General features: G+C 55.6%; 20 protein-coding genes. 15 read left to right on the forward strand and 5 right to left on the reverse strand.

The window, feature by feature from the left end; all coding sequences use genetic code 11:
• Nucleotides 1–122: 122 nt before the first annotated feature.
• Nucleotides 123–1,031: a LysR substrate-binding domain-containing protein gene (locus tag ACLJNW_RS00345; protein ID WP_000024658.1), complete on the reverse strand. Its 909-nt coding sequence runs from the start codon at nt 1,029–1,031 to the stop codon at nt 123–125.
• 125 nt (nt 1,032–1,156) lie between these two features.
• On the opposite strand from ACLJNW_RS00345, the gene ACLJNW_RS00350 reads away from it, so the two are divergent.
• The 6 genes from ACLJNW_RS00350 (at nt 1,157) to dusC (ending at nt 7,189) form a co-directional block, all read left to right on the forward strand.
• Nucleotides 1,157–2,515 (forward strand): MFS transporter, encoded by a 1,359-nt coding sequence (locus tag ACLJNW_RS00350; RefSeq protein ID WP_023204666.1) that lies wholly within the window; start codon nt 1,157–1,159, stop codon nt 2,513–2,515.
• Nucleotides 2,516–2,526: 11 nt separating this feature from the next.
• Nucleotides 2,527–3,564, forward strand: coding sequence for a gentisate 1,2-dioxygenase (gtdA, locus tag ACLJNW_RS00355; protein WP_001289857.1), 1,038 nt, complete (start codon nt 2,527–2,529; stop codon nt 3,562–3,564).
• 15 nt (nt 3,565–3,579) lie between these two features.
• On the forward strand, nt 3,580–4,281 hold the full coding sequence (locus ACLJNW_RS00360; RefSeq protein WP_000170621.1) for a fumarylacetoacetate hydrolase family protein: 702 nt from the start codon (nt 3,580–3,582) through the stop codon (nt 4,279–4,281).
• Between the two features lie 8 nt (nt 4,282–4,289).
• Nucleotides 4,290–4,934, forward strand: coding sequence for a maleylacetoacetate isomerase (gene maiA, locus ACLJNW_RS00365; protein WP_000781183.1), 645 nt, complete (start codon nt 4,290–4,292; stop codon nt 4,932–4,934).
• Between the two features lie 14 nt (nt 4,935–4,948).
• Entirely contained in the window at nt 4,949–6,142 is a 1,194-nt protein-coding gene (locus ACLJNW_RS00370; RefSeq protein ID WP_000150113.1) for a 3-hydroxybenzoate 6-monooxygenase, read from the forward strand.
• A 108-nt stretch (nt 6,143–6,250) separates the two neighbouring features.
• Nucleotides 6,251–7,189 carry a tRNA dihydrouridine(16) synthase DusC gene (dusC, locus tag ACLJNW_RS00375; protein ID WP_024154557.1) on the forward strand — a complete coding sequence of 313 codons (939 nt, stop codon included), beginning with the start codon at nt 6,251–6,253 and terminating at the stop codon, nt 7,187–7,189.
• A gap of 57 nt (nt 7,190–7,246) precedes the next feature.
• Here dusC and yohP read toward each other — a convergent pair whose 3' ends face one another.
• Nucleotides 7,247–7,330, reverse strand: coding sequence for a small membrane protein YohP (gene yohP, locus ACLJNW_RS00380; protein WP_000698460.1), 84 nt, complete (start codon nt 7,328–7,330; stop codon nt 7,247–7,249).
• Nucleotides 7,331–7,647: 317 nt separating this feature from the next.
• On the opposite strand from yohP, the gene mdtQ reads away from it, so the two are divergent.
• Together mdtQ and ACLJNW_RS00390 are read left to right on the forward strand one after the other, a co-directional pair.
• Complete coding sequence (gene mdtQ / locus ACLJNW_RS00385; RefSeq protein WP_001081453.1) at nt 7,648–9,084, forward strand: multidrug resistance outer membrane protein MdtQ; 1,437 nt, start codon at nt 7,648–7,650, stop codon at nt 9,082–9,084.
• Between the two features lie 65 nt (nt 9,085–9,149).
• On the forward strand, nt 9,150–9,911 hold the full coding sequence (locus ACLJNW_RS00390) for an SDR family oxidoreductase (RefSeq protein WP_000169609.1): 762 nt from the start codon (nt 9,150–9,152) through the stop codon (nt 9,909–9,911).
• A 48-nt stretch (nt 9,912–9,959) separates the two neighbouring features.
• Here ACLJNW_RS00390 and ACLJNW_RS00395 read toward each other — a convergent pair whose 3' ends face one another.
• The gene (locus ACLJNW_RS00395; RefSeq protein ID WP_001523476.1) at nt 9,960–10,529 is read right to left on the reverse strand and encodes a DedA family protein; all 570 of its coding nucleotides are present in this window, start codon (nt 10,527–10,529) and stop codon (nt 9,960–9,962) included.
• A 158-nt stretch (nt 10,530–10,687) separates the two neighbouring features.
• On the opposite strand from ACLJNW_RS00395, the gene ACLJNW_RS00400 reads away from it, so the two are divergent.
• Nucleotides 10,688–11,275, forward strand: coding sequence for a Yip1 family protein (locus tag ACLJNW_RS00400; RefSeq protein WP_001017057.1), 588 nt, complete (start codon nt 10,688–10,690; stop codon nt 11,273–11,275).
• Between the two features lie 165 nt (nt 11,276–11,440).
• The gene (pbpG, locus tag ACLJNW_RS00405; RefSeq protein WP_023204664.1) at nt 11,441–12,382 is read left to right on the forward strand and encodes a D-alanyl-D-alanine endopeptidase; all 942 of its coding nucleotides are present in this window, start codon (nt 11,441–11,443) and stop codon (nt 12,380–12,382) included.
• A 58-nt stretch (nt 12,383–12,440) separates the two neighbouring features.
• Here the strand turns inward: pbpG and dld are convergent, their stop codons facing one another.
• A complete protein-coding gene (gene dld, locus ACLJNW_RS00410) occupies nt 12,441–14,171 on the reverse strand; it encodes a D-lactate dehydrogenase (protein WP_000095232.1) in 1,731 nt (576 codons plus the stop codon).
• A 266-nt stretch (nt 14,172–14,437) separates the two neighbouring features.
• Here dld and bglX point away from each other — a divergent pair, with 266 nt between their 5' ends.
• From bglX to ACLJNW_RS00435, 5 genes are all read left to right on the forward strand, one after another.
• Nucleotides 14,438–16,735: a beta-glucosidase BglX gene (bglX, locus tag ACLJNW_RS00415; protein WP_000871560.1), complete on the forward strand. Its 2,298-nt coding sequence runs from the start codon at nt 14,438–14,440 to the stop codon at nt 16,733–16,735.
• Nucleotides 16,736–16,915: 180 nt separating this feature from the next.
• Nucleotides 16,916–17,833, forward strand: coding sequence for an ABC transporter substrate-binding protein (locus tag ACLJNW_RS00420; protein WP_000155876.1), 918 nt, complete (start codon nt 16,916–16,918; stop codon nt 17,831–17,833).
• A 3-nt stretch (nt 17,834–17,836) separates the two neighbouring features.
• Entirely contained in the window at nt 17,837–19,006 is a 1,170-nt protein-coding gene (locus tag ACLJNW_RS00425) for an ABC transporter permease (RefSeq protein WP_023204662.1), read from the forward strand.
• Nucleotides 18,999–19,946, forward strand: coding sequence for an ABC transporter ATP-binding protein (locus tag ACLJNW_RS00430; protein ID WP_023204661.1), 948 nt, complete (start codon nt 18,999–19,001; stop codon nt 19,944–19,946). Before ACLJNW_RS00425 ends, ACLJNW_RS00430 begins: the two co-directional genes overlap by 8 nt.
• Entirely contained in the window at nt 19,930–20,661 is a 732-nt protein-coding gene (locus tag ACLJNW_RS00435; protein ID WP_000824854.1) for an ABC transporter permease, read from the forward strand. Before ACLJNW_RS00430 ends, ACLJNW_RS00435 begins: the two co-directional genes overlap by 17 nt.
• Here ACLJNW_RS00435 and ACLJNW_RS00440 read toward each other — a convergent pair.
• Entirely contained in the window at nt 20,642–20,749 is a 108-nt protein-coding gene (locus ACLJNW_RS00440; protein ID WP_001261696.1) for a protein YohO, read from the reverse strand. The genes ACLJNW_RS00435 and ACLJNW_RS00440 overlap by 20 nt on opposite strands.
• Nucleotides 20,750–20,768: the final 19 nt, after the last annotated feature.

Raw genomic sequence — 20,768 nt, forward strand, 5'->3', positions numbered from 1 at the left:
CCTTGATGAGATGGATTCATCATACAATTAAACGTTAAAACGTGCTACCGATCACATCATGAATTCTTAGCATAGTGGGTATAGACAGCAGGAACATCGGGCAATGCCCCTGGTCGGCGGCGTTAAACCTGGGCTAAAAAATACAAAAAGCGACTCAGGGCCAAAGACGGCGTCTCATTCTTACGCCAGAACATCCCTACGCTGCCTTTTTGCTCAATTTTTGGCAAGTTTAAAATCGCCAGTTGCCCCTGGCTGGCATAGCGTTGCGCCAGCCGTAAAGAAAGAATAGAGATCATATCGCTGCTTTGCAGCAAATTGGTGCTGACGTTCATTGACGCCGATTCAATGGTGTTTTCCGGGAGCATGACGCCATTATCGACGAGGGCGTTATCAATACTGATGCGAATAGGGGTGCCGGTTGGCCAGACTATCCACCGCCAGTGTGCCAGATCGCTCCAGGCGATCTGCGCTCGCGCGGCCAGCGGATGGTGCGGACGCGCCACAAAGCAGACCGGCTCGGTATAAAGTACCTGATAATTAAGCGGCAGTTGCAGGGCGCGGCCGCCGACACGCCCTACCACCACATCCACCTGACCGGCAAGCAAATCGTGCAGCAGCGGCGTCATTACCTTCTCTTCAATATTCAGATGCAGCGTCGGCATTTCGTTAAGCAGGCTCAGAATCGCCTGTGATACGCAGTCAGTCGCCACGGGCGAACAGCCGATCTTCAGGCTGCCAACCAGGCCGCCCTGCTTGAAACGGGCGATTTCATACTGTGAACGCTCCAGATCGTTAATTAGGCGCTGGGCGTGCTGGAGCAGTAATTTACCGCCTTCCGAGGGGCGTAGTCCTTTACTGTGGCGCTCAAAAAGCGTGATGCCTATCTCATCTTCGAGTTGAGATAGCCACTTCGATAGCGCCGGCTGGGAGATATTCATCATCCGGGCGACGTGCGTCAGGTTGCCCTGTTCGCCCAGCGCAACCAGCGTTTGCAGGTGATGTAATTTCAATTTCTGCGCCCAGTTCGCCATTCGCTATAACCTCCAGGTTATGTCTCTGCCTGAAAAGCCATTGTACATTTTATCGCTCACTCTACAAACTCGTAACATAGCAAACATAAAAACAACATCTATCTCCCTGCACTGAGGCATTAGCTATGACTCAACGACGTGATCTACAAGCCCTTATTGATGCCGCGCCCGTCGGCAAAATGCAGTGGCGCGTTATCATGTGCTGTTTTCTGGTGGTTATGCTCGACGGTTTCGACACCGCCGCGATTGGCTTCATCGCCCCGGATATTCGTACTCACTGGCAGCTAAGCGCCAGCGAACTTGCGCCGCTGTTTGGCGCAGGGCTGCTGGGGCTTACGGCCGGCGCGCTGCTATGCGGGCCGCTGGCGGATCGCTTTGGCCGCAAGCGGGTCATTGAGCTTTGCGTGGCGCTATTCGGCGCATTGAGCCTGCTTTCCGCTTTCTCGCCGGATATAGAAACCCTGGTGTTGCTGCGCTTCTTAACCGGTCTGGGACTGGGCGGAGCGATGCCGAATACCATCACCATGACGTCGGAATACCTTCCCGCTCGTCGACGCGGAGCGCTGGTCACGCTGATGTTCTGCGGTTTTACCCTGGGGTCGGCGATGGGCGGGATTGTGAGCGCGCAACTGGTGCCGCTGATTGGCTGGCACGGAATTCTGGCGCTAGGCGGCATCTTGCCTTTGATGCTGTTTTTCGGCCTGCTGTTCGCGCTGCCGGAATCTCCCCGCTGGCAGGTACGTCGCCAACTACCGCAAGCCGTTGTCGCCCGGACGGTCAGCGCCATTACCGGCGAGCGCTATCACGATACGCAATTCTTTCTGCATGAGACGGCAGCCGTCGCCAAAGGCAGTATTCGCCAGCTTTTTGCCGGGCGACAGCTTGTCATTACCCTGATGTTATGGGTGGTGTTCTTTATGAGCCTGCTCATTATCTATCTGCTTTCCAGCTGGATGCCGACGTTACTTAACCATCGAGGTATTGATCTGCAACAGGCGTCGTGGGTGACTGCCGCATTCCAGGTTGGCGGCACGCTTGGCGCGCTGTTACTCGGCGTGTTGATGGACCGGCTTAACCCGTTCCGGGTACTGGCGGTGAGCTATGCGCTGGGCGCAGTTTGCATTGTCATGATAGGCCTGAGCGAAAACGGCCTTTGGCTGATGGCGCTGGCGATTTTTGGTACCGGCATCGGTATTAGCGGTTCCCAGGTCGGGCTGAATGCTCTGACGGCGACGCTGTACCCCACCCAAAGCCGGGCGACGGGCGTGAGCTGGTCGAACGCCATTGGACGCTGCGGGGCGATTGTCGGTTCGCTCTCCGGCGGCATGATGATGGCCCTCAATTTCTCTTTCGATACGTTGTTTTTTGTCATTGCTATTCCGGCGGCTATCAGCGCGGTAATGCTTACCCTGCTGACAGTGGTTGTCCGCCTTTCGATTTCTGTACCTGACGACCTGCCGCGTGCCAGCGTCGTAAACGAATAAGGAGAATCTCCATGTCTGAAATAAATCAGAACGTAAAAGATAGCCGTCAGCAGTATTACCAGCATATTTCCGGGCAGAATCTGACGCCGCTGTGGGAATCGTTACATCACCTGGTACCGCAGACGCCAAACGCCAACTGCGCGCCGGCCTACTGGAATTATCAGGAAATTCGTCCGCTACTGATGGAAAGCGGCAATGTCATTGGCGCGAAAGAGGCGATCCGCCGGGTGCTGGTGCTGGAAAATCCGGCATTGCGCGGTCAGTCGTCGATCACGGCGACCTTATACGCTGGTTTACAGCTGATCCTGCCCGGCGAAGTCGCGCCGAGTCATCGCCATAACCAGTCGGCGCTGCGTTTTATCGTCGAAGGTAAAGGCGCATTTACCGCGGTGGACGGCGAGCGCACGCCAATGCATACCGGCGATTTTATCCTGACGCCGCAGTGGCGCTGGCACGATCATGGTAATCCGGGATCAGAGCCGGTGGTATGGCTGGATGGTCTGGATCTGCCGTTAGTCAATCTCCTGGGCTGTGGTTTTGCGGAAGACTATCCCGAAGATCAGCAGCCGGTGACGCGAAAAGAGGGCGATTATCTGCCGCGCTATGCAGCGAATATGCTGCCGCTGCGCCACCAGCGCGGGAACTCGTCGCCGATTTTCAACTACCGTTACGACCGCAGTCGCGAGGCGTTGCACGATCTGACCCGTATGGGCGATCCGGATGAGTGGGAAGGCTACAAGCTGCGTTACGTTAATCCCGTCACTGGCGGTTATCCGATGCCGTCGATGGGCGCGTTCCTGCAACTGCTGCCAAAAGGCTTTGCCTCGCGTGTGGCGCGGAGCACCGACAGCACTATCTACCACGTCGTTGAAGGGGCAGGGCAGGTCACTATCGGCAACGAAACTTTTCATTTTTCCGCAAAAGACATTTTTGTGGCGCCGACCTGGCATGAGGTGTCGTTTCGCAGCAGCGAAGACACGGTGTTATTCAGCTTTTCGGACAAGCCGGTTCAGGAAGCCCTGGGGCTGTTCCGCGAAGCACGTTATTAATTAGGGAGAGAGAACATGACCAAATATGTATTCCAGCCGCAGGCCCCGGTGACAGTACCCGTGGCGGGCAGTGATGAGCAGTTTCCGGTACGTCGCGTTTACTGCGTGGGTCGCAACTATGCCGCCCATGCCCGTGAAATGGGTTTTGATCCCGATCGCGAACCGCCGTTCTTCTTTTGTAAACCAGCGGACGCTGTCGTCCCGGTAGCGGCGGGGGATACCCTGGAACTGCCGTATCCGGCGCAGACCGATAACTACCATTATGAAATTGAGCTGGTGGTGGCGATTGGTAAAAAGGGGAGCGATATCCCGCTAGAAAAAGCCCATGAATATGTCTGGGGATACGCCACCGGTCTGGACATGACGCGTCGCGATCGTCAGATGGAAATGCGTCAGATGGGACGCCCGTGGGAAATTGGCAAAGCGTTCGATCTCTCCGCGCCCATTGCGCCATTACACAAAGCCGCTGAAACGCATAATGTGGATAACGCCCCTATTTGGCTACAGGTTAACGGCGAAGACCATCAGCGCAGCGATATTCGTCATCTGATTTGGTCGGTGAATGAAACCATCAGCTATTTGTCCGGCTTTTTTGAATTGCAGCCAGGCGATTTGATTTTCACCGGTACGCCAGAGGGGGTGGGCGCAGTGGTGAAAGGGGATGTCATCACCGGGAACGTAGAAGGTCTGACGCCGATTGCTGTGAAAATTGTCTGAGGTGAACGATGAAGCTGTACAGTTTCTTTAATAGTTCGGCGTCTTATCGTGTACGTATTGCGCTGGCGTTAAAGGGGATTGATTACCAGACAGTGGGCGTCAATATTCGTATCGGCCAGCAGAATGCGCTGGCCTACCGACGGATGAATCCGGTAGGCCTGGTGCCGACGCTAGTCACTGATGACGGCGAATCGTTGGGGCAATCGCTGGCCATCGTCGACTGGCTGGACCGACATTTTCCGCAAACGCCGCTGCTGCCGACGAGCGACCCGGCGCGCAGCCAGGCGCTGGAAATTGTCTACGCTATCGCCTGCGATATACACCCGATCAATAACATGCGCGTGTTGCGCTACCTGACCGATGAGCTGAAGGTTAGCGAAGAGGATAAAAAGCGCTGGTACGCCCACTGGATACAGCAAGGGTTAAGCGCGGTAGAGCAGCTATTGCGTAAAAGTCAGTCCGGACGATTCTGCGTGGGCGACGCGCCAGGCCTTGCGGACTGCTGCCTGATTCCTCAGTGGGCGAATGCGCTCAGGATGGGCTGCGATTTATCAGGCTATCCGCGCTGTAAAGCCGTTTATGACGCCTGCGTACAGCTACCGGCGTTTATTGCCGCCGCGCCGGAAAATCAACAAGATAAAATCCCGGCCTGAAAAGGAGAATGACCATGACTCACGTGACAAGCGCAATTATTGTAGGTGGCGGAATCGGCGGCGCGGCGACCGCGCTGTCGCTGGCGCGCCAGGGAATAAAAGTCATGCTGCTGGAAAAAGCGCACGAAATTGGCGAGATTGGCGCGGGTATTCAGCTTGGGCCGAACGCTTTTTCGGCGCTGGATAGTCTCGGTGTGGGCGATGTTGCCCGCCAGCGTGCGGTGTTTACCGATCACATTACCATGATGGATGCCGTGAATGCCGAAGAAGTGGTACGCATTGAAACCGGGCAGGCGTTCCGCGACCATTTTGGCGGGCCGTATGCGGTAATTCACCGGGTAGATATTCATGCAACGGTATGGGAAGCGGTGCTGACGCACCCTGGCGTGGAGTATCGTACCTCGACCCATATTGTCGATATCCGCCAGACGCCGGATGACGTTACGGTGTTTGATGAGCAGGGAAATAGCTGGACGGCGGATATTCTCGTGGGCTGCGACGGCGTTAAATCGGTCGTGCGGCAAAGTTTACTCGGCGACGCGCCGCGCGTAACGGGGCATGTAGTCTATCGGGCGGTGATTGATTGCGACGATATGCCGGACGATTTACGTATTAACGCACCGGTGCTGTGGGCAGGCCCGCATTGTCACCTGGTCCATTATCCGCTGCGCGGAGGCCAACAGTACAATCTGGTGGTGACATTCCACAGCCGCCAGCAAGAAGAGTGGGGCGTGAAAGACGGCAGTAAAGAAGAGGTGCTCTCTTATTTTGCCGGTATTCATCCCCGCCCGCGTCAGATGCTGGATAAGCCGACCTCCTGGCGCCGCTGGTCGACCGCCGATCGCGAGCCGGTCGCAAAATGGGGAACCGAGCGTATCACTCTGGTGGGCGACGCCGCGCATCCGGTGGCGCAATATATGGCCCAGGGCGCCTGTATGGCGCTGGAAGACGCCGTCACGCTAGGCAAAGCGCTGGAACGCTGCGACGGCGACGCGCAGCAGGCATTTGCGCTGTATGAGTCGGTGCGTATTCCCCGCACGGCGCGTATCGTCTGGTCTACCCGCGAGATGGGGCGTCTCTATCACGCCGCCGGGGTGGAGCGTCAGGTGCGTAATCTGCTGTGGAAAGGGAAATCGCAGGAGGCGTTTTATCGCGGTATCGAATGGCTGTACGGCTGGAAAGAAGATAACTGTCTTGAGCCGCGTTGAGCGCCTTACGTGACGTAGCGTGGCGTTTGCGCCGCCACCCGGCAAAAAGTTTTGCTCATCGCAGAGAGGCGTTATGATAGCGCCTCTTTTTTTGCTGTGGATACCGATATGCGTGTTTTACTGGCGCCGATGGAAGGCGTGCTCGACGCGTTAGTGCGCGAGCTGCTGACCGAAGTGAATGATTACGATCTCTGCATCACCGAATTTGTGCGCGTGGTGGATCAGCTGCTGCCGGTAAAAGTGTTTCATCGCATCTGCCCGGAGTTGCTTCACGCCAGCCGCACGCCGTCCGGCACGCCGGTGCGTATTCAGCTTCTGGGCCAGCATCCGCAGTGGCTGGCGGAAAACGCCGCGCGGGCGACGGCGTTGGGATCGTATGGCGTGGACCTGAACTGCGGCTGTCCGTCAAAAGTGGTGAACGGCAGCGGCGGCGGCGCGACATTGCTCAAAGATCCCGAACTCATCTATCAGGGCGCGAAAGCGATGCGGGCCGCGGTACCGTCGCATCTGCCGGTGACGGTAAAAGTGCGTCTCGGCTGGGATAGCGGCGATAGAAAATTTGAAATCGCCGATGCGGTGCAGCAGGCCGGCGCCAGTGAACTGGTGGTGCATGGCCGTACCAAAGCGCAGGGCTACCGCGCCGAGCATATCGACTGGCAGGCGATCGGCGAAATACGCCAGTGTCTGACTATTCCGGTTATCGCTAATGGCGAAATCTGGGACTGGCAGAGCGCGCAGGCATGTATGGCGACCAGCGGCTGCGATGCGGTGATGATTGGCCGCGGGGCGTTAAATATTCCTAACCTGAGCCGGGTGGTGAAGTATAACGAACCGCGTATGCCGTGGCCGGAAGTGGTAACGTTATTACAAAAATATACCCGACTGGAAAAGCAGGGCGATACCGGTTTATACCATGTCGCGCGTATTAAACAGTGGTTGGGATATTTACGTAAGGAATATATTGAGGCGACAGAACTCTTTCAGTCGATTCGGGCGTTAAACCGTTCGTCCGAGATTGCGCGGGTGATTCAGGCTATTAAAATCTAATCTCTACAGCGTCCAGAACGTGTGCCGGGCAGATACTATCGCTGCCCGGCGCAGGAATCAGAAAATCATCTTAAACACGCCCGTTACCACCAACAGCCCAATCAGAAAAATAATTAAGATTGCCCATAGAAGAATTTTCATTGTTTGTCCCTTTATTGGTAAATACAAACAAAGTATAGGAAAGTATTAAGCCATCTGCTGCTTTGTTGGGCGCGGCGACGTTTAACTCATGAAGGCTGCTGGCGCGTATTGCAGCAAAATCGTTCATTTATGAACGGGTTAGTGGGACTTTTCATTGAAGTATTACATCAAAAAATGTATCAGATGAAATTATTTGCTAATCATATAAATTTCAAAATATGTCTTTTGTTGTCTGATGATGTATTGCCACGCGTAACTAAAAAATAGTTCGCCGTAAGACGTACTCTCTGCGCACCTTTTTTTATCAGAACACCTCCATGAATCGTAATTCTTTCCTTGCCGCGACAGCGAGCTTACCGCTTTTTATTTTGCTGGCGGGCTGCGCCCCTATGCACGATACCCGCCAGTCGCTGACCCAGCAGACGCCCTCTTCTCATGTTGATTCCAGCCTGCCGGCGGCATTGAAAAACGGTTGGCCGGATAGCCAGTGGTGGAAGGCGTATCACGATGCGCAGCTTGACGCGCTGATTGATAATGCCATACAGCATTCGCCGGATATGCAGGTGGCTGAACAGCGTATTCAACTGGCGGAAGCGCAGGCGAAAGCGGTTGAGGCGCAGGACGGCCCGCAGCTCGACTTTTCTGCCGACATTGAGCGCCAGCGAATGTCCGCGGAAGGGCTGATGGGGCCATTCGCGATTACCGACCCCGCGGCGGGAACGACCGGGCCGTGGTATACCAACGGTACATTCGGCCTGACGGCGGGCTGGGATCTGGATTTATGGGGGAAAAACCGCGCTGAAGTTACCGCGCGGATCGGGGCGGTCAAAGCGCGCGAAGCGGAGCAGGAGCAGACCCGACAATTGCTGGCAAGCGGCGTGGCGCGACTCTACTGGGAGTGGCAGACGCAGGCGGCGCTGAAAAATGTGCTGATGCAAATCGAGCATGAGCAGCAAAACGTGGTGGCGGTAAACCGGGAGCTGTATCAACACGGTATTACTTCTTCTGTTGAAGGGGTCGAGACCGATATCGACGCCAGCAAAACCCAGCAGCAGTTGAATGACGTTAACGGTAAAATGAAGGTTATTGAAGCGCGGCTCAGCGCGTTAACCAATACGCAATCGGCGGCGCTCAAGCTGCGTCAGGTGAGTCTCCCCGCCGTTGAAAGCCAGTTACCGTCGCAACTGGGGTATTCGTTGCTGGCGCGCCGGGCGGATCTACAGGCCGCGCACTGGTACATTGAATCCTCGTTGAGCAGCATTGACGCCGCGAAGGCCGCGTTTTATCCCGATATCAATCTGATGGCTTTTTTACAGCAGGATGCGTTACATCTGAGCGATCTGTTCCGCCATTCCGCACAGCAATATGGCATTACCGGCGGGCTGACGCTGCCGATTTTCGACAGCGGCAGGCTGAATGCCAACCTCGATATCGCCAAAGCGCAAAGCAACCTTTCTATCGCCAACTACAACAAAGCGGTGGTAGATGCGGTTAATGATGTGGCGCGCGCCGCCAGTCAGGTAGAGACGCTGGCGCAGAAAAATCAGCATCAGCAGCAGATTGAGCATGACGCGCAGCGTGTGGTCGGTCTGGCGCAAGCGCGCTTTAATGCCGGCATTATTGCGGGTTCCCGCGTGAGCGAGGCCAAAATCCCGGCACTGCGCGAGCAGTGTAACGGCTTGCTGTTGCAGGGCCAGTGGCTGGATGCCTCTATTCAGCTTACCAGCGCGCTGGGCGGCGGTTATCATTCCTGATTTTTCCAGATGATTCAGACAGGGTTCCTATACTTAGGCTGTGTATGATTCATCCGGAGAGGAATATGACCAAAGTCGCAATTGTAACGGCATCAGATTCGGGAATTGGCAAAGCGTGTGCGTTGTTATTAGCACAAAACGGTTTTGATATTGGTATCACCTGGCATTCCGATGAACGCGGCGCGCAGGAGACGGCGAAAAAAGCGGCGCAGTTTGGTGTGCGGGCAGAGACCATTCATCTTGACCTGAGCCAGTTACCCGAGGGCGCGCAGGCCATTGAACATCTTATCCAGCGCCTGGGGCGCGTTGACGTGCTGGTCAATAATGCCGGGGCGATGACCAAATCCGCGTTTATTGATATGCCGTTTACGCAGTGGCGGCAAATTTTTACCGTGGATGTCGATGGCGCGTTTCTCTGCGCGCAGATCGCCGCCCGGCATATGATTAAACAAGGAGAGGGAGGGCGCATTATCAACATCACCTCCGTCCATGAGCATACGCCGCTTCCGCAAGCCAGCGCCTATACCGCGGCGAAACATGCGTTGGGGGGATTGACTAAATCCATGGCGCTGGAACTGATTGAGCATCATATTTTGGTCAACGCCGTCGCGCCAGGCGCTATCGCCACGCCGATGAATGATATGGATGACAGCGACATTGAGCCGGGATCGGAACCCTCGATCCCTATCGCCCGACCGGGTTCTACGCATGAAATAGCCAGCCTCGTCGCCTGGCTGTGTTCGGAAGGCGCAAGCTATACCACCGGTCAGTCGCTGATTGTCGACGGCGGATTTATGCTGGTGAATCCGCAATTCAACGCAAAATAAACGCCGGGTGCCGGATGGCGGCGTTATGCCATCCGGATACCATCGGGTTTAACGGGCCTCCGCTTTGCCGCGTCTTTTCAGCCACCAGCGCACGCCCACCACCAGGACGATGGCCAGAATCAGCCAGACTCCGTGCCTGAGATGCTGATCGAGGTCGTGCAGCCATGGCGCGATCACCTCGCCGCCAAGATATCCCAGCGTGGTAAACAGCAGCGCCCAGATCAGCGCGCCTACAATATTCAGCGGCAGAAAAATTTTAGGCGGCAGGCGGCTGGCGCCAATCAGCAGCGGGCCAACCACCCGGAAGCCATACATAAAACGCGTGCCGATCACAAACAGATACGGATGGCGTTGGATCATTTTCTGCGCGCGACGAATCTTCGTATGATAACGCGGGAAACGACGCAGGATCTTCCCGCCATAGCATCGTCCTAACAGGTAAAGTAGCTGATCGCCCATCATCCCTCCCAGCGCGACGGCCGCCGCCACCAGCGGAAACTTGAGTAATCCCTGATGCGCCGCGACGCCCCCCAACAGGGTAACGGTTTCACCTTCGGCCATACTGCCGATAACCAGCGCCGCATAGCCATAATGCGTAATAAGCGTGTTGATATCCATGCGTAAACCACCTCCGGCATTAAGCATACACCCTGGCAAGAGGCGTGCGAGGCAAAGCCGACGTTTTGCCGGAGACTATTTTGCCATTGCTCATAAAATAACCAGAAACTGAATTATACTTGAACATACTGGCATCTGAGGCAGCAGAAGGGGGCAGTATGAACCATGTATGGGGGCTTTTTTCCCATCCCGATCGGGAAATGCAGGTGATCAAAAGCGAAAACGAAACCGTTTCGCATCACTATACGCACCATGTTTTGCTGATGGCGGCGATTCCCGTCGTCTGCGCCTTTATCGGCACGACGCAAATCGGCTGGAATTTTGGCGACGGCAACGTGTTACAACTCTCGCTGTTTACCGCTTTTGCGCTGGCGGTCTTGTTCTACGGCGTGATGCTGGCGGGCGTCGCGGTGATGGGACGCGTCATCTGGTGGATGGCGCGAAACTATCCGCAACGGCCATCGCTTGCGCGCTGTATGGTTTTTGCCGGCTATGTCGCGACGCCGCTGTTTTTAAGTGGTCTGGTGGCGCTCTATCCCCTGGTATGGCTATGCGCTTTGGTCGGCGCTGTCGCGCTTTTTTACACCGGCTATTTGCTGTATTTGGGTATTCCGACTTTCCTTAACATTAATAGAGAGGAGGGATTAAGCTTCTCCAGTTCGACGCTCGCTATCGGCGTACTGGTCCTGGAGGTGCTGCTGGCGATCACCGTGATCCTGTGGGGATATGGCTACCGCCTGTTCTGATGCGAAAAAGGGCTGGCGCAAAAGCCAGCAATGCAGCATTTGCTGACGATTCTTCTGTAGCGGCAACGCTGGCGTGCCGCTATGATGCCACTGCTAGCTTGAGTATAATCTTAGCTCAGGCGGTGTGCGTTACGACGCGCGTGAATCATTATCAGAAATCTCATCATGCTGAAATTCCGAGCTTCATTCCTGAGCCTTGCTCTGATGTTGGCCGTTCCTTTTGCCCCGCAGGCTGTGGCGAAAACGGCAGCGACAACCGCGGCGTCTCAACCTGAGATTGCCTCCGGTAGCGCAATGATTGTTGATCTCAACACCAATAAAGTGATCTATTCGAACCACCCGGATCTGGTGCGTCCGATTGCCTCGATAACCAAATTAATGACGGCGATGGTCGTGCTCGACGCGCGATTGCCGCTGGATGAAATACTGAAGGTCGATATCAGCCAGACGCCGGAAATGAAAGGGGTTTACTCCCGCGTGCGCCTGAACAGCGAAATTAGCCGCAAAAATATGTTGCTGCTGGCGTTGATGTCATCCGAAAACCGTGCGGCGGCAAGCCTGGCGCACTATTATCCCGGCGGTTATAACGCATTTATTAAAGCGATGAATGCGAAGGCGAAAGCGCTGGGCATGACGCATACCCGCTTTGTTGAGCCGACGGGGCTGTCGATTCATAACGTCTCGACCGCGCGGGATTTAACAAAATTGCTGATTGCCACGAAGCAATACCCGCTGATTGGCCAGCTAAGCACCACGCGCGAAGATATGGCGACATTCTCGCATCCGGCGTATACGCTGCCGTTTCGCAATACCAACCATTTGGTCTACCGTGATAACTGGAATATCCAGTTAACGAAAACCGGCTTTACCAATGCGGCGGGGCATTGCCTGGTGATGCGTACCGTGATCAATAACAAACCGGTCGCGCTGGTGGTCATGGACGCGTTCGGCAAATATACCCACTTTGCGGACGCCAGTCGCCTGCGTACATGGATTGAAACCGGTAAAGTCATGCCCGTTCCGGCTGCCGCGCTGAGCTATAAAAAGCAAAAAGCCGCGCAAATGGCGGCAGCCAGCGCCAGCGCGCAAACCGCACAGAACGATTAAGTCGCCGCAGGCCCGGCAGGCATCGCGCCGCCGGGCATTCACGGTAAACCACTCGGTGTTAATGCGTTTCGTCGGGCGTATTTTCCTGCCAGAATTTCCGCTTACTCGTTTTGCCGATACCGGGGTTCATACTGTTGGTTGGGTCATTTTGCCGATAAAAACGCGTCAGCGTTTCCGGCGCTTTATACAGATGTCCAACGTTGTGCTCCGCCGGGTATTGTGCCCCGCGCGCCTGCAACAGCTCCAGCATTTGCGCTTTCAGCGCGTGGACGTCGACGCCTTTCTTCACGATATAGTCCTGATGAAAAACGTGGCACATAAAGTGGCCGTAATAGAGTTTATGTACCAGTTGGCTGTCGATTTCCGGCGGCAGATGCTCGAACCAGTCGGTATCGTTGCGGCGCAGAGCGATATCCAGCGCCAGGATATCTTCCACTTCATCAGCGTGTACGGCCTGATAACGAATCGCCGCGCCAGCAGCGGCGAAGCGGTGCAGGAAGGCTTTGCTGCCTTCTTCCGGCGTACAGGTGAAGAAACCGCCCTCAGCGGATTTAAAAAATTCATTCAGCCAGCGTTGCGCTTCTGCGACGCCGTCTCCCGCCATTTTTAACAGCAGATGATGCTCATATTTATCGCGCCAGTTTTTCATTCGCGGCGGCAGATGGCTGGGAAACAGATGGCCGAATTTCTGCATCGCGCGGTCGGTGAAATGCGGACGGAAAAATTTTACTTTTTCCAGCATCGCATCGGTTCGGCCTTTTAGCGTGAAAAAGAATGGCATCTTGTCGGTGCCGAGTTTATCGATCATCAGAAAGGTATCTTTACCGTACTGCTCCGCAATATCGTAGATATCGCGATGCATATATTCTCCCGCCACTGGCAGATTGTCGAAGTTCGCCAGAATATGCCGACGGATTTCAGTCAGTACCGCGGGCTGATTGGTGCCGATATAAAAAACCTGCTGATTTTTTTCCGCTGCAAAGGTATCAAGGCGAACGGCAAAAACCGCCAGTTTTCCGGCGCAGCCGGAAGATTCAAACAAACGGTCCGGGTCGGCGTTATAGCGGGCGGGCGTATCGGCGTTGATATCTCGTACCCGCGTCACGTAGTCGTGATCGTGCGCATGACGACCATCGTGGCGCACATCCTCATCTTTAATCCGTTCGTCATCCAGCTTGCTCAGGATCTGCTCCGGCGTATGCCCAAGATCGATACCCAGATGATTGACCAGTTGCAGTTTGCCTTGGTCGTCAATACGGGCAAAAAGCGACATCTCGGTATAGGCCGGGCCGCGCTGCACCAGCGAGCCGCCGGAGTTATTACAGATACCGCCGATGACCGACGCGCCGATGCACGACGAACCAATCACCGAGTGCGGTTCACGGCCCAGCGGTTTAAGCGCTTTTTCCAGCGCATAGAGCGTCGTACCGGGCCAGGCCAGAACCTGTTGGCCGTTATCCAGTAAGTGCAGCTTATCCAGCCGCTGGGTGCTGATAATCACAATATCGCGATCGTAGTCGTTGCCGTTCGGCGTGGAGCCTTCCGTCAGACCGGTGTTGGCGGCCTGCATCAGAATAATTTTGTCAGCGTTAACGCAGGCGTTGAGCACACGCCACAGTTCCAGTAATGAACCCGGGAAAACAACGGCCAGCGCGTCGCCCTGACCGGAACGGAAACCCTTGCGATAGCGGGCGGTTTTGGCGGGGTCTGTCAGCAGGTGAGAATGGCCTACCAGGCGGGCCAGCTCATTCAGGAACGTTTTATTATCAGTCATTGTTATGGAAGACATTCTCCACTCCTTGTGGTGGGACAAAATATCAGCGTTAAGCATAGCGCTTTGTATGACAATACGCTTTCTCATTCAAATTGTTTCTGTGTTGGTGGTATTCATTTGCCGCCTTGATACCATTTGCTGGCGGTTGTGTATTCGACTGTGCGGAAAATTAGGAGAATAACCTTCGCTTTCTTCTCCTCTCGCGTTTAGGCTTATGGCAAACTGCGGTTTTTATTCTGTTTTTACCGCCTCGTCGGGATAAAGATAAAGAGAGACTCAACATGAAATGGTTATGTTCAGTAGGTGTTGCTGTGAGTCTGGCGATGCAGCCAGCATTGGCGGAAAACCTGTTTGGCAATCACCCGCTGACGCCCGAAGCGCGCGACGCGTTCGTCACGGATTTACTCAAGAAAATGACTGTCGATGAAAAAATTGGTCAGTTACGTCTGATTAGCGTCGGCCCTGATAACCCGAAAGAAGCGATTCGCGAGATGATCAAAGACGGGCAGGTAGGGGCGATTTTCAATACCGTCACCCGCCAGGATATCCGTCAAATGCAGGATCAGGTGATGGCGTTGAGCCGCCTGAAAATTCCTCTCTTTTTTGCCTATGACGTGGTACACGGCCAGCGAACCGTCTTCCCGATAAGCCTCGGTCTGGCTTCTTCTTTTAATCTGGATGCGGTAAGAACCGTAGGACGCGTATCGGCGTATGAAGCGGCGGACGACGGCCTGAATATGACCTGGGCGCCGATGGTGGATGTCTCCCGCGATCCGCGTTGGGGACGCGCCTCCGAAGGCTTTGGCGAAGATACATATTTAACCTCTATCATGGGCGAAACCATGGTGAAAGCGATGCAGGGCAAAAGCCCGGCGGACCGCTATTCGGTGATGACCAGCGTGAAACATTTTGCCGCCTATGGCGCCGTTGAAGGCGGTAAAGAATACAACACCGTGGATATGAGTTCCCAGCGCCTGTTTAATGATTACATGCCGCCGTACAAAGCGGGGCTGGATGCGGGGAGCGGCGCGGTGATGGTGGCGCTGAACTCGCTGAACGGCACGCCTGCGACGTCAGATTCCTGGCTACTGAAAGATGTCCTGCGCGATGAGTGGGGCTTTAAGGGAATTACCGTTTCCGACCACGGCGCTATTAAAGAACTGATTAAACACGGTACCGCGGCCGACCCGGAAGATGCGGTGCGCGTGGCGCTAAAGGCAGGGGTGGATATGAGCATGGCGGATGAGTATTACAGCAAATATCTGCCGGGTCTGATTAAGTCGGGCAAAGTGACGATGGCGGAACTGGACGACGCGACACGCCATGTGCTCAACGTAAAATATGACATGGGATTGTTTAACGACCCCTATAGCCATCTGGGGCCGAAAGAGAGCGATCCGGTGGACACCAATGCCGAAAGCCGCCTGCATCGTAAAGAGGCGCGGGAAGTGGCGCGGGAAAGTGTGGTACTGCTGAAAAACCGTCTGGAAACGCTGCCGTTGAAAAAATCGGGCACCATTGCCGTTGTTGGGCCGCTGGCCGACAGTCAACGTGATGTAATGGGAAGCTGGTCTGCTGCTGGGGTCGCGAATCAGTCAGTGACGGTGCTGGCGGGTATTCAAAATGCCGTCGGCGACGGGGCGAAGATCCTCTATGCCAAAGGGGCGAATATCACTAATGATAAAGGCATCGTCGATTTCTTAAACCTGTATGAAGAGGCGGTGAAAATCGATCCGCGCTCACCGCAGGCGATGATTGATGAGGCCGTACAGGCGGCGAAACAGGCCGATGTAGTGGTCGCAGTGGTAGGCGAGTCGCAGGGGATGGCGCATGAAGCCTCCAGTCGTACCAATATCACCATTCCGCAGAGTCAGCGCGACTTAATCACCGCTCTGAAAGCCACCGGTAAGCCGCTGGTACTGGTATTAATGAACGGCAGACCGCTGGCGCTGGTAAAAGAAGATCAACAGGCCGATGCGATTCTGGAGACCTGGTTTGCCGGGACGGAAGGCGGCAACGCCATTGCCGATGTGCTGTTTGGCGATTACAACCCGTCAGGCAAACTGCCGATCTCCTTCCCGCGTTCGGTGGGACAAATTCCGGTCTATTACAGCCATCTCAATACGGGACGCCCGTATAATCCTGAAAAGCCAAACAAATACACCTCACGCTATTTTGACGAAGCGAATGGCCCGCTCTATCCGTTTGGTTACGGTCTGAGCTACACCACATTTACGGTGTCTGACGTCACGCTCTCCTCACCGACAATGCAACGCGACGGCAAAGTCACGGCCAGCGTAGAGGTCACGAACACCGGTAAACGCGAAGGGGCTACGGTCATCCAGATGTACTTACAGGATGTCACGGCGTCAATGAGCCGCCCGGTGAAGCAATTAAAAGGCTTTGAAAAAATCACCCTCAAGCCCGGCGAACGTAAAACCGTGAGTTTCCCGATTGATATCGAGGCGTTGAAGTTCTGGAATCAGCAGATGAAATATGACGCGGAACCCGGCAAGTTCAACGTCTTTATCGGCGTGGATTCCGCTCGCGTTAAACAAGGATCGTTCGAGCTACTGTAAGCCTGCCGTCAACAGGGCGCGATAGCAGCGCCCTGTCTGGCAATGACTTTTTCTGTCCCCCCTTTTATTGCCTGCCACGTCACTTAAACTGCCGGAAAATCCCAGGTTAAACGCAGACTTTTCAACTATGCTTTTTTCTCAAGTCTCTGAAAAAGGCCGTAAAAGGATGAGGAAAGCATCATGACGATCTCAAAGCTATGGGTAAGTTCGCTGGCGTTGCTGGCGACGGTGAGTTTACCTCTACAGGCGGCATCGCCCGTGACGGTCGGGTCAAAGATTGATACCGAAGGCGCACTGCTCGGCAACATGATTTTGCAGGTACTGGAAAGCCACGGCGTTAAAACGGTCAATAAAATTCAGCTCGGGACGACGCCAGTCGTTCGTGGCGCGATTACCGCCGGAGAGCTGGATATCTATCCGGAATACACCGGTAACGGGGCGTTCTTTTTTAAAGATGAAAACGATCCGGCATGGAAAAATGCAAAGCAAGGCTTTGAGAAAGTCAAAAAACTGGATGCGGAGCAGAATAAGCTGGTCTGGTTGACGCCTGCGCCGGCAAATAACACCTGGACCATCGCGGTACGCCAGGACATCGCTGAAAAAAATAAACTCTCCTCGCTTGCCGATCTCAGCCGTTATCTGAAAGAGGGCGGCACTTTTAAACTGGCGGCGTCTGCGGAATTTATCGAACGGGCGGATGCGCTGCCGGCATTTGAAAAAGCCTATGATTTTACCTTGAATCAGAACCAGCTCTTGTCGCTGGCGGGCGGCGATACGGCGGTCACGATCAAAGCCGCCGCGCAACAAACATCCGGCGTTAACGCCGCGATGGCGTATGGCACCGACGGCCCGGTCGCCGCGCTGGGTCTGCAAACCCTGAGCGACCCGAAAGGCGTCCAGCCTATCTATGCGCCCGCGCCGGTAGTGCGTGAATCGGTGTTACAGGCCTATCCGCAGATAGCCGACTGGCTGCAGCCCGTTTTCGCCAGCCTTGATGAGAAAACGCTGCAACAGTTGAACGCCAGAATCGCCGTAGAAGGGCTGGATGCGAAAAAAGTCGCCGCAGATTACCTCCGACAAAAAGGGTGGGTGAAGTAATCTGTGAGTGACGCTGCCAAAAAAATTACGGTTAATCGTGTGCTGTTGCTGTTGGTTGTTCTGGCCCTGCTTGCTGTCGCGCTGCCTTTCATTAATTACGCCCCGAATCGTCTGGTGAGCGGCGAGGGGCGCCAGTTATGGGAGATCTGGCCGGCGACCATCTGGATGCTGACTGGCGCGGGATGCGCGCTGTTTACGCTGTGCTTTGTGCCCGGTAAACGCGGTAGCGTACTGACGCTGATGCTGGCGCAGACGCTTTTTATTGTCATGCTGTGGGGAGTCGGCAGGGCGGCGACCCAGTTGGCGCAGGAGGGCAGCCCGCTGGCGCGTACCAGTCTGGGAAGTGGATTGTGGCTGGGCCTCGGTCTGATGTTGCTGGCCTGTAGCGATGCGATCCGCCGTATTACCGTTGGGCCGCTGTGGCGCTGGTTGCTGCACGCGCAAATTGTCATTGTCCCGCTGGTGCTGCTGTTTTCAGGCACGTTCGACAACCTCTCGCTTCTGAAAGAGTATACCAACCGCCAGGATGTTTTCGATGCCGCGCTGGTGCAACATTTGATGTTACTGGCGGGCACGGTGCTGCCGGCGCTGGCGATCGGACTACCGTTGGGCGTCTGGTGTTATTTTTCCGCCTCACGCCAGGGGCCGGTGTTTACCGTGCTGAATGTGATCCAGACTATCCCTTCCGTCGCGCTGTTTGGCCTGCTGATTGCGCCGTTGGCCGGGCTGGTGAAACAGTTTCCGTGGCTTGCCGAATTCGGCGTCGCGGGAACCGGCATGACGCCTGCACTGATAGCGCTGGTGCTCTATGCGTTATTGCCGCTGGTGCGCGGCGTGGTCGCCGGGCTCAATCAGGTGCCGCGCGATGTGCTGGAGAGCGCAAGAGCAATGGGAATGAGTAGCGGCCAGCGCTTCAGGCATGTGCAACTGCCGCTGGCGCTGCCGGTCTTTTTACGTAGCCTGCGGGTAGTAATGGTTCAGACAGTGGGAATGGCCGTCGTCGCCGCGCTGATTGGCGCGGGAGGTTTCGGCGCGCTGGTGTTTCAGGGGCTATTGAGCAGCGCCATTGATTTAGTCCTGTTGGGCGTCATTCCGGTGATTGCGCTGGCGGTAGTGATCGACGCGCTGTTTGATTTATGGATCGCGTTTTTGAAGGGAGCAACCGATGATTGAATTTAACCATGTCAGTAAAACCTTCGGCGATCAACAGGCTGTTAGCGACCTCAATTTGCACTTTAGCGAAGGCAGCTTTTCGGTGTTAATTGGCACCTCCGGTTCGGGAAAATCGACCACTCTGAAGATGATTAACCGGCTGGTAGAGCATGATAGCGGAACGCTCCGTTTTGCCGGGGAAGAGATCCGCAGCCTGCCGGTGCTTGAACTGCGCCGTCGCATGGGCTATGCCATTCAGTCTATCGGTCTTTTTCCCCACTGGACGGTGGCGCAAAATATCGCCACCGTACCGCAACTACAAAAGTGGTCGCGTGCGCGGATTAACGATCGTATTGATGAACTGATGGCATTATTGGGTCTGGAAAGCGCGCTGCGCGATCGTTATCCGCATCAGCTTTCCGGCGGGCAACAGCAGCGGGTCGGCGTTGCGCGGGCGCTGGCTGCCGATCCGCAGGTATTGCTGATGGACGAGCCTTTCGGCGCGCTTGATCCGGTAACGCGCGGCGCATTGCAGCAGGAGATGACCCGCATTCATCAGCTGCTGGGGCGCACCATCGTACTGGTGACGCACGACATCGACGAGGCGCTACGCCTCGCCGACCATCTGGTGCTGATGGACGGGGGCCACGTTATCCAACAGGGATCGCCGCTTTCTATGCTGACCTCGCCGGAAAATGATTTCGTGCAGGCATTTTTTGGCCGCAGCGAGCTGGGCGTAAGGCTGCTTTCGTTACGTAGCGTAGGCGATTATGTACGTCGGCATGAACAGCTCAGCGGCGACGCGCTGGTGGAAGAGATGACGCTACGCGATGCGCTATCGATGTTTGTCGCCCGTCGGTGCGACGTCCTGCCGGTGGCGAATCAGCAGGGCGAGCCCTGCGGTACGCTCCATTTCCGCGATCTGCTTTCGGAGACGTCCCCCCGTGAAACGACTGTGTGATCCGCTTCTCTGGCTTATTGTTCTGTTCTTGCTTCTGCTATTTGGATTGCCTTATAGCCAGCCGTTCTTCGCCGCGCTGTTTCCCGATTTGCCGCGCCCGGTCTACCAACAGGAGAGTTTTGCCGCCCTCGCGCTCGCCCATTTCTGGTTGGTGGGCATCTCAAGTCTGTTTGCCGTCGTGGTGGGCGTCGGCGCAGGGATTGCGGTCACGCGAGAAAGTGGGAAAGAGTTTCGTCCCCTGGTGGAGACTATCGCCGCCGTCGGGCAGACCTTTCCCCCGGTGGCGGTACTGGCGATCGCGGTACCCGTCATGGGTTTTGGTCAGCAACCAGCCATTATCGCCTTGATCCTGTATGGAGTGTTGCCCATCCTGCAGGCGACCCTGGCCGGGCTGGGCGCGGTGCCTGCCAGCGTGATGAGCGTTGCCAGCGGTATGGGAATGAGCCGTCGCCAACAGTTGTATCAGGTTGAGCTGCCGCTGGCCGCGCCGGTGATTCTGGCGGGCATCCGAACCTCGGTGATTATCAATATTGGTACGGCGACCATCGCTTCAACGGTGGGGGCCAGTACGTTAGGCACGCCGATCATTATCGGGCTTAGCGGCTTTAATACGGCCTATGTTATCCAGGGGGCGCTGCTGGTGGCGCTGGCGGCGATCATTATCGACCGCCTGTTTGAAAGGCTGACGCGCGCGCTTACCCGGCACGCAAAATAAAACTGTAACCTGCCAGCATCACGCCGCCGATACCGCCAATAGCCATCAGCAGGAAAAGAGCGATCACCCCGATTTTCGCTACGCGCATTATGTACTCCTTATGTTAA

Origin of the sequence: Salmonella sp. SAL4457, assembly GCF_046548235.1 — a bacterium.
GTDB classification, from domain to species: domain Bacteria; phylum Pseudomonadota; class Gammaproteobacteria; order Enterobacterales; family Enterobacteriaceae; genus Salmonella; species Salmonella enterica.

Excerpts from the sequence above, each read along its gene's own strand:
- ACLJNW_RS00345 (WP_000024658.1), bottom strand. The coding sequence starts at position 1,031 with ATGGCGAACTGGGCGCAGAAATTGAAATTACATCACCTGCAAACGCTG.
- ACLJNW_RS00350 (WP_023204666.1), top strand. The coding sequence starts at position 1,157 with ATGACTCAACGACGTGATCTACAAGCCCTTATTGATGCCGCGCCCGTC.
- gtdA (WP_001289857.1), top strand. The coding sequence starts at position 2,527 with ATGTCTGAAATAAATCAGAACGTAAAAGATAGCCGTCAGCAGTATTAC.
- ACLJNW_RS00360 (WP_000170621.1), top strand. The coding sequence starts at position 3,580 with ATGACCAAATATGTATTCCAGCCGCAGGCCCCGGTGACAGTACCCGTG.
- maiA (WP_000781183.1), top strand. The coding sequence starts at position 4,290 with ATGAAGCTGTACAGTTTCTTTAATAGTTCGGCGTCTTATCGTGTACGT.
- ACLJNW_RS00370 (WP_000150113.1), top strand. The coding sequence starts at position 4,949 with ATGACTCACGTGACAAGCGCAATTATTGTAGGTGGCGGAATCGGCGGC.
- dusC (WP_024154557.1), top strand. The coding sequence starts at position 6,251 with ATGCGTGTTTTACTGGCGCCGATGGAAGGCGTGCTCGACGCGTTAGTG.
- yohP (WP_000698460.1), bottom strand. The coding sequence starts at position 7,330 with ATGAAAATTCTTCTATGGGCAATCTTAATTATTTTTCTGATTGGGCTG.
- mdtQ (WP_001081453.1), top strand. The coding sequence starts at position 7,648 with ATGAATCGTAATTCTTTCCTTGCCGCGACAGCGAGCTTACCGCTTTTT.
- ACLJNW_RS00390 (WP_000169609.1), top strand. The coding sequence starts at position 9,150 with ATGACCAAAGTCGCAATTGTAACGGCATCAGATTCGGGAATTGGCAAA.
- ACLJNW_RS00395 (WP_001523476.1), bottom strand. The coding sequence starts at position 10,529 with ATGGATATCAACACGCTTATTACGCATTATGGCTATGCGGCGCTGGTT.
- ACLJNW_RS00400 (WP_001017057.1), top strand. The coding sequence starts at position 10,688 with ATGAACCATGTATGGGGGCTTTTTTCCCATCCCGATCGGGAAATGCAG.
- pbpG (WP_023204664.1), top strand. The coding sequence starts at position 11,441 with ATGCTGAAATTCCGAGCTTCATTCCTGAGCCTTGCTCTGATGTTGGCC.
- dld (WP_000095232.1), bottom strand. The coding sequence starts at position 14,171 with ATGTCTTCCATAACAATGACTGATAATAAAACGTTCCTGAATGAGCTG.
- bglX (WP_000871560.1), top strand. The coding sequence starts at position 14,438 with ATGAAATGGTTATGTTCAGTAGGTGTTGCTGTGAGTCTGGCGATGCAG.
- ACLJNW_RS00420 (WP_000155876.1), top strand. The coding sequence starts at position 16,916 with ATGACGATCTCAAAGCTATGGGTAAGTTCGCTGGCGTTGCTGGCGACG.
- ACLJNW_RS00430 (WP_023204661.1), top strand. The coding sequence starts at position 18,999 with ATGATTGAATTTAACCATGTCAGTAAAACCTTCGGCGATCAACAGGCT.
- ACLJNW_RS00440 (WP_001261696.1), bottom strand. The coding sequence starts at position 20,749 with ATGCGCGTAGCGAAAATCGGGGTGATCGCTCTTTTCCTGCTGATGGCT.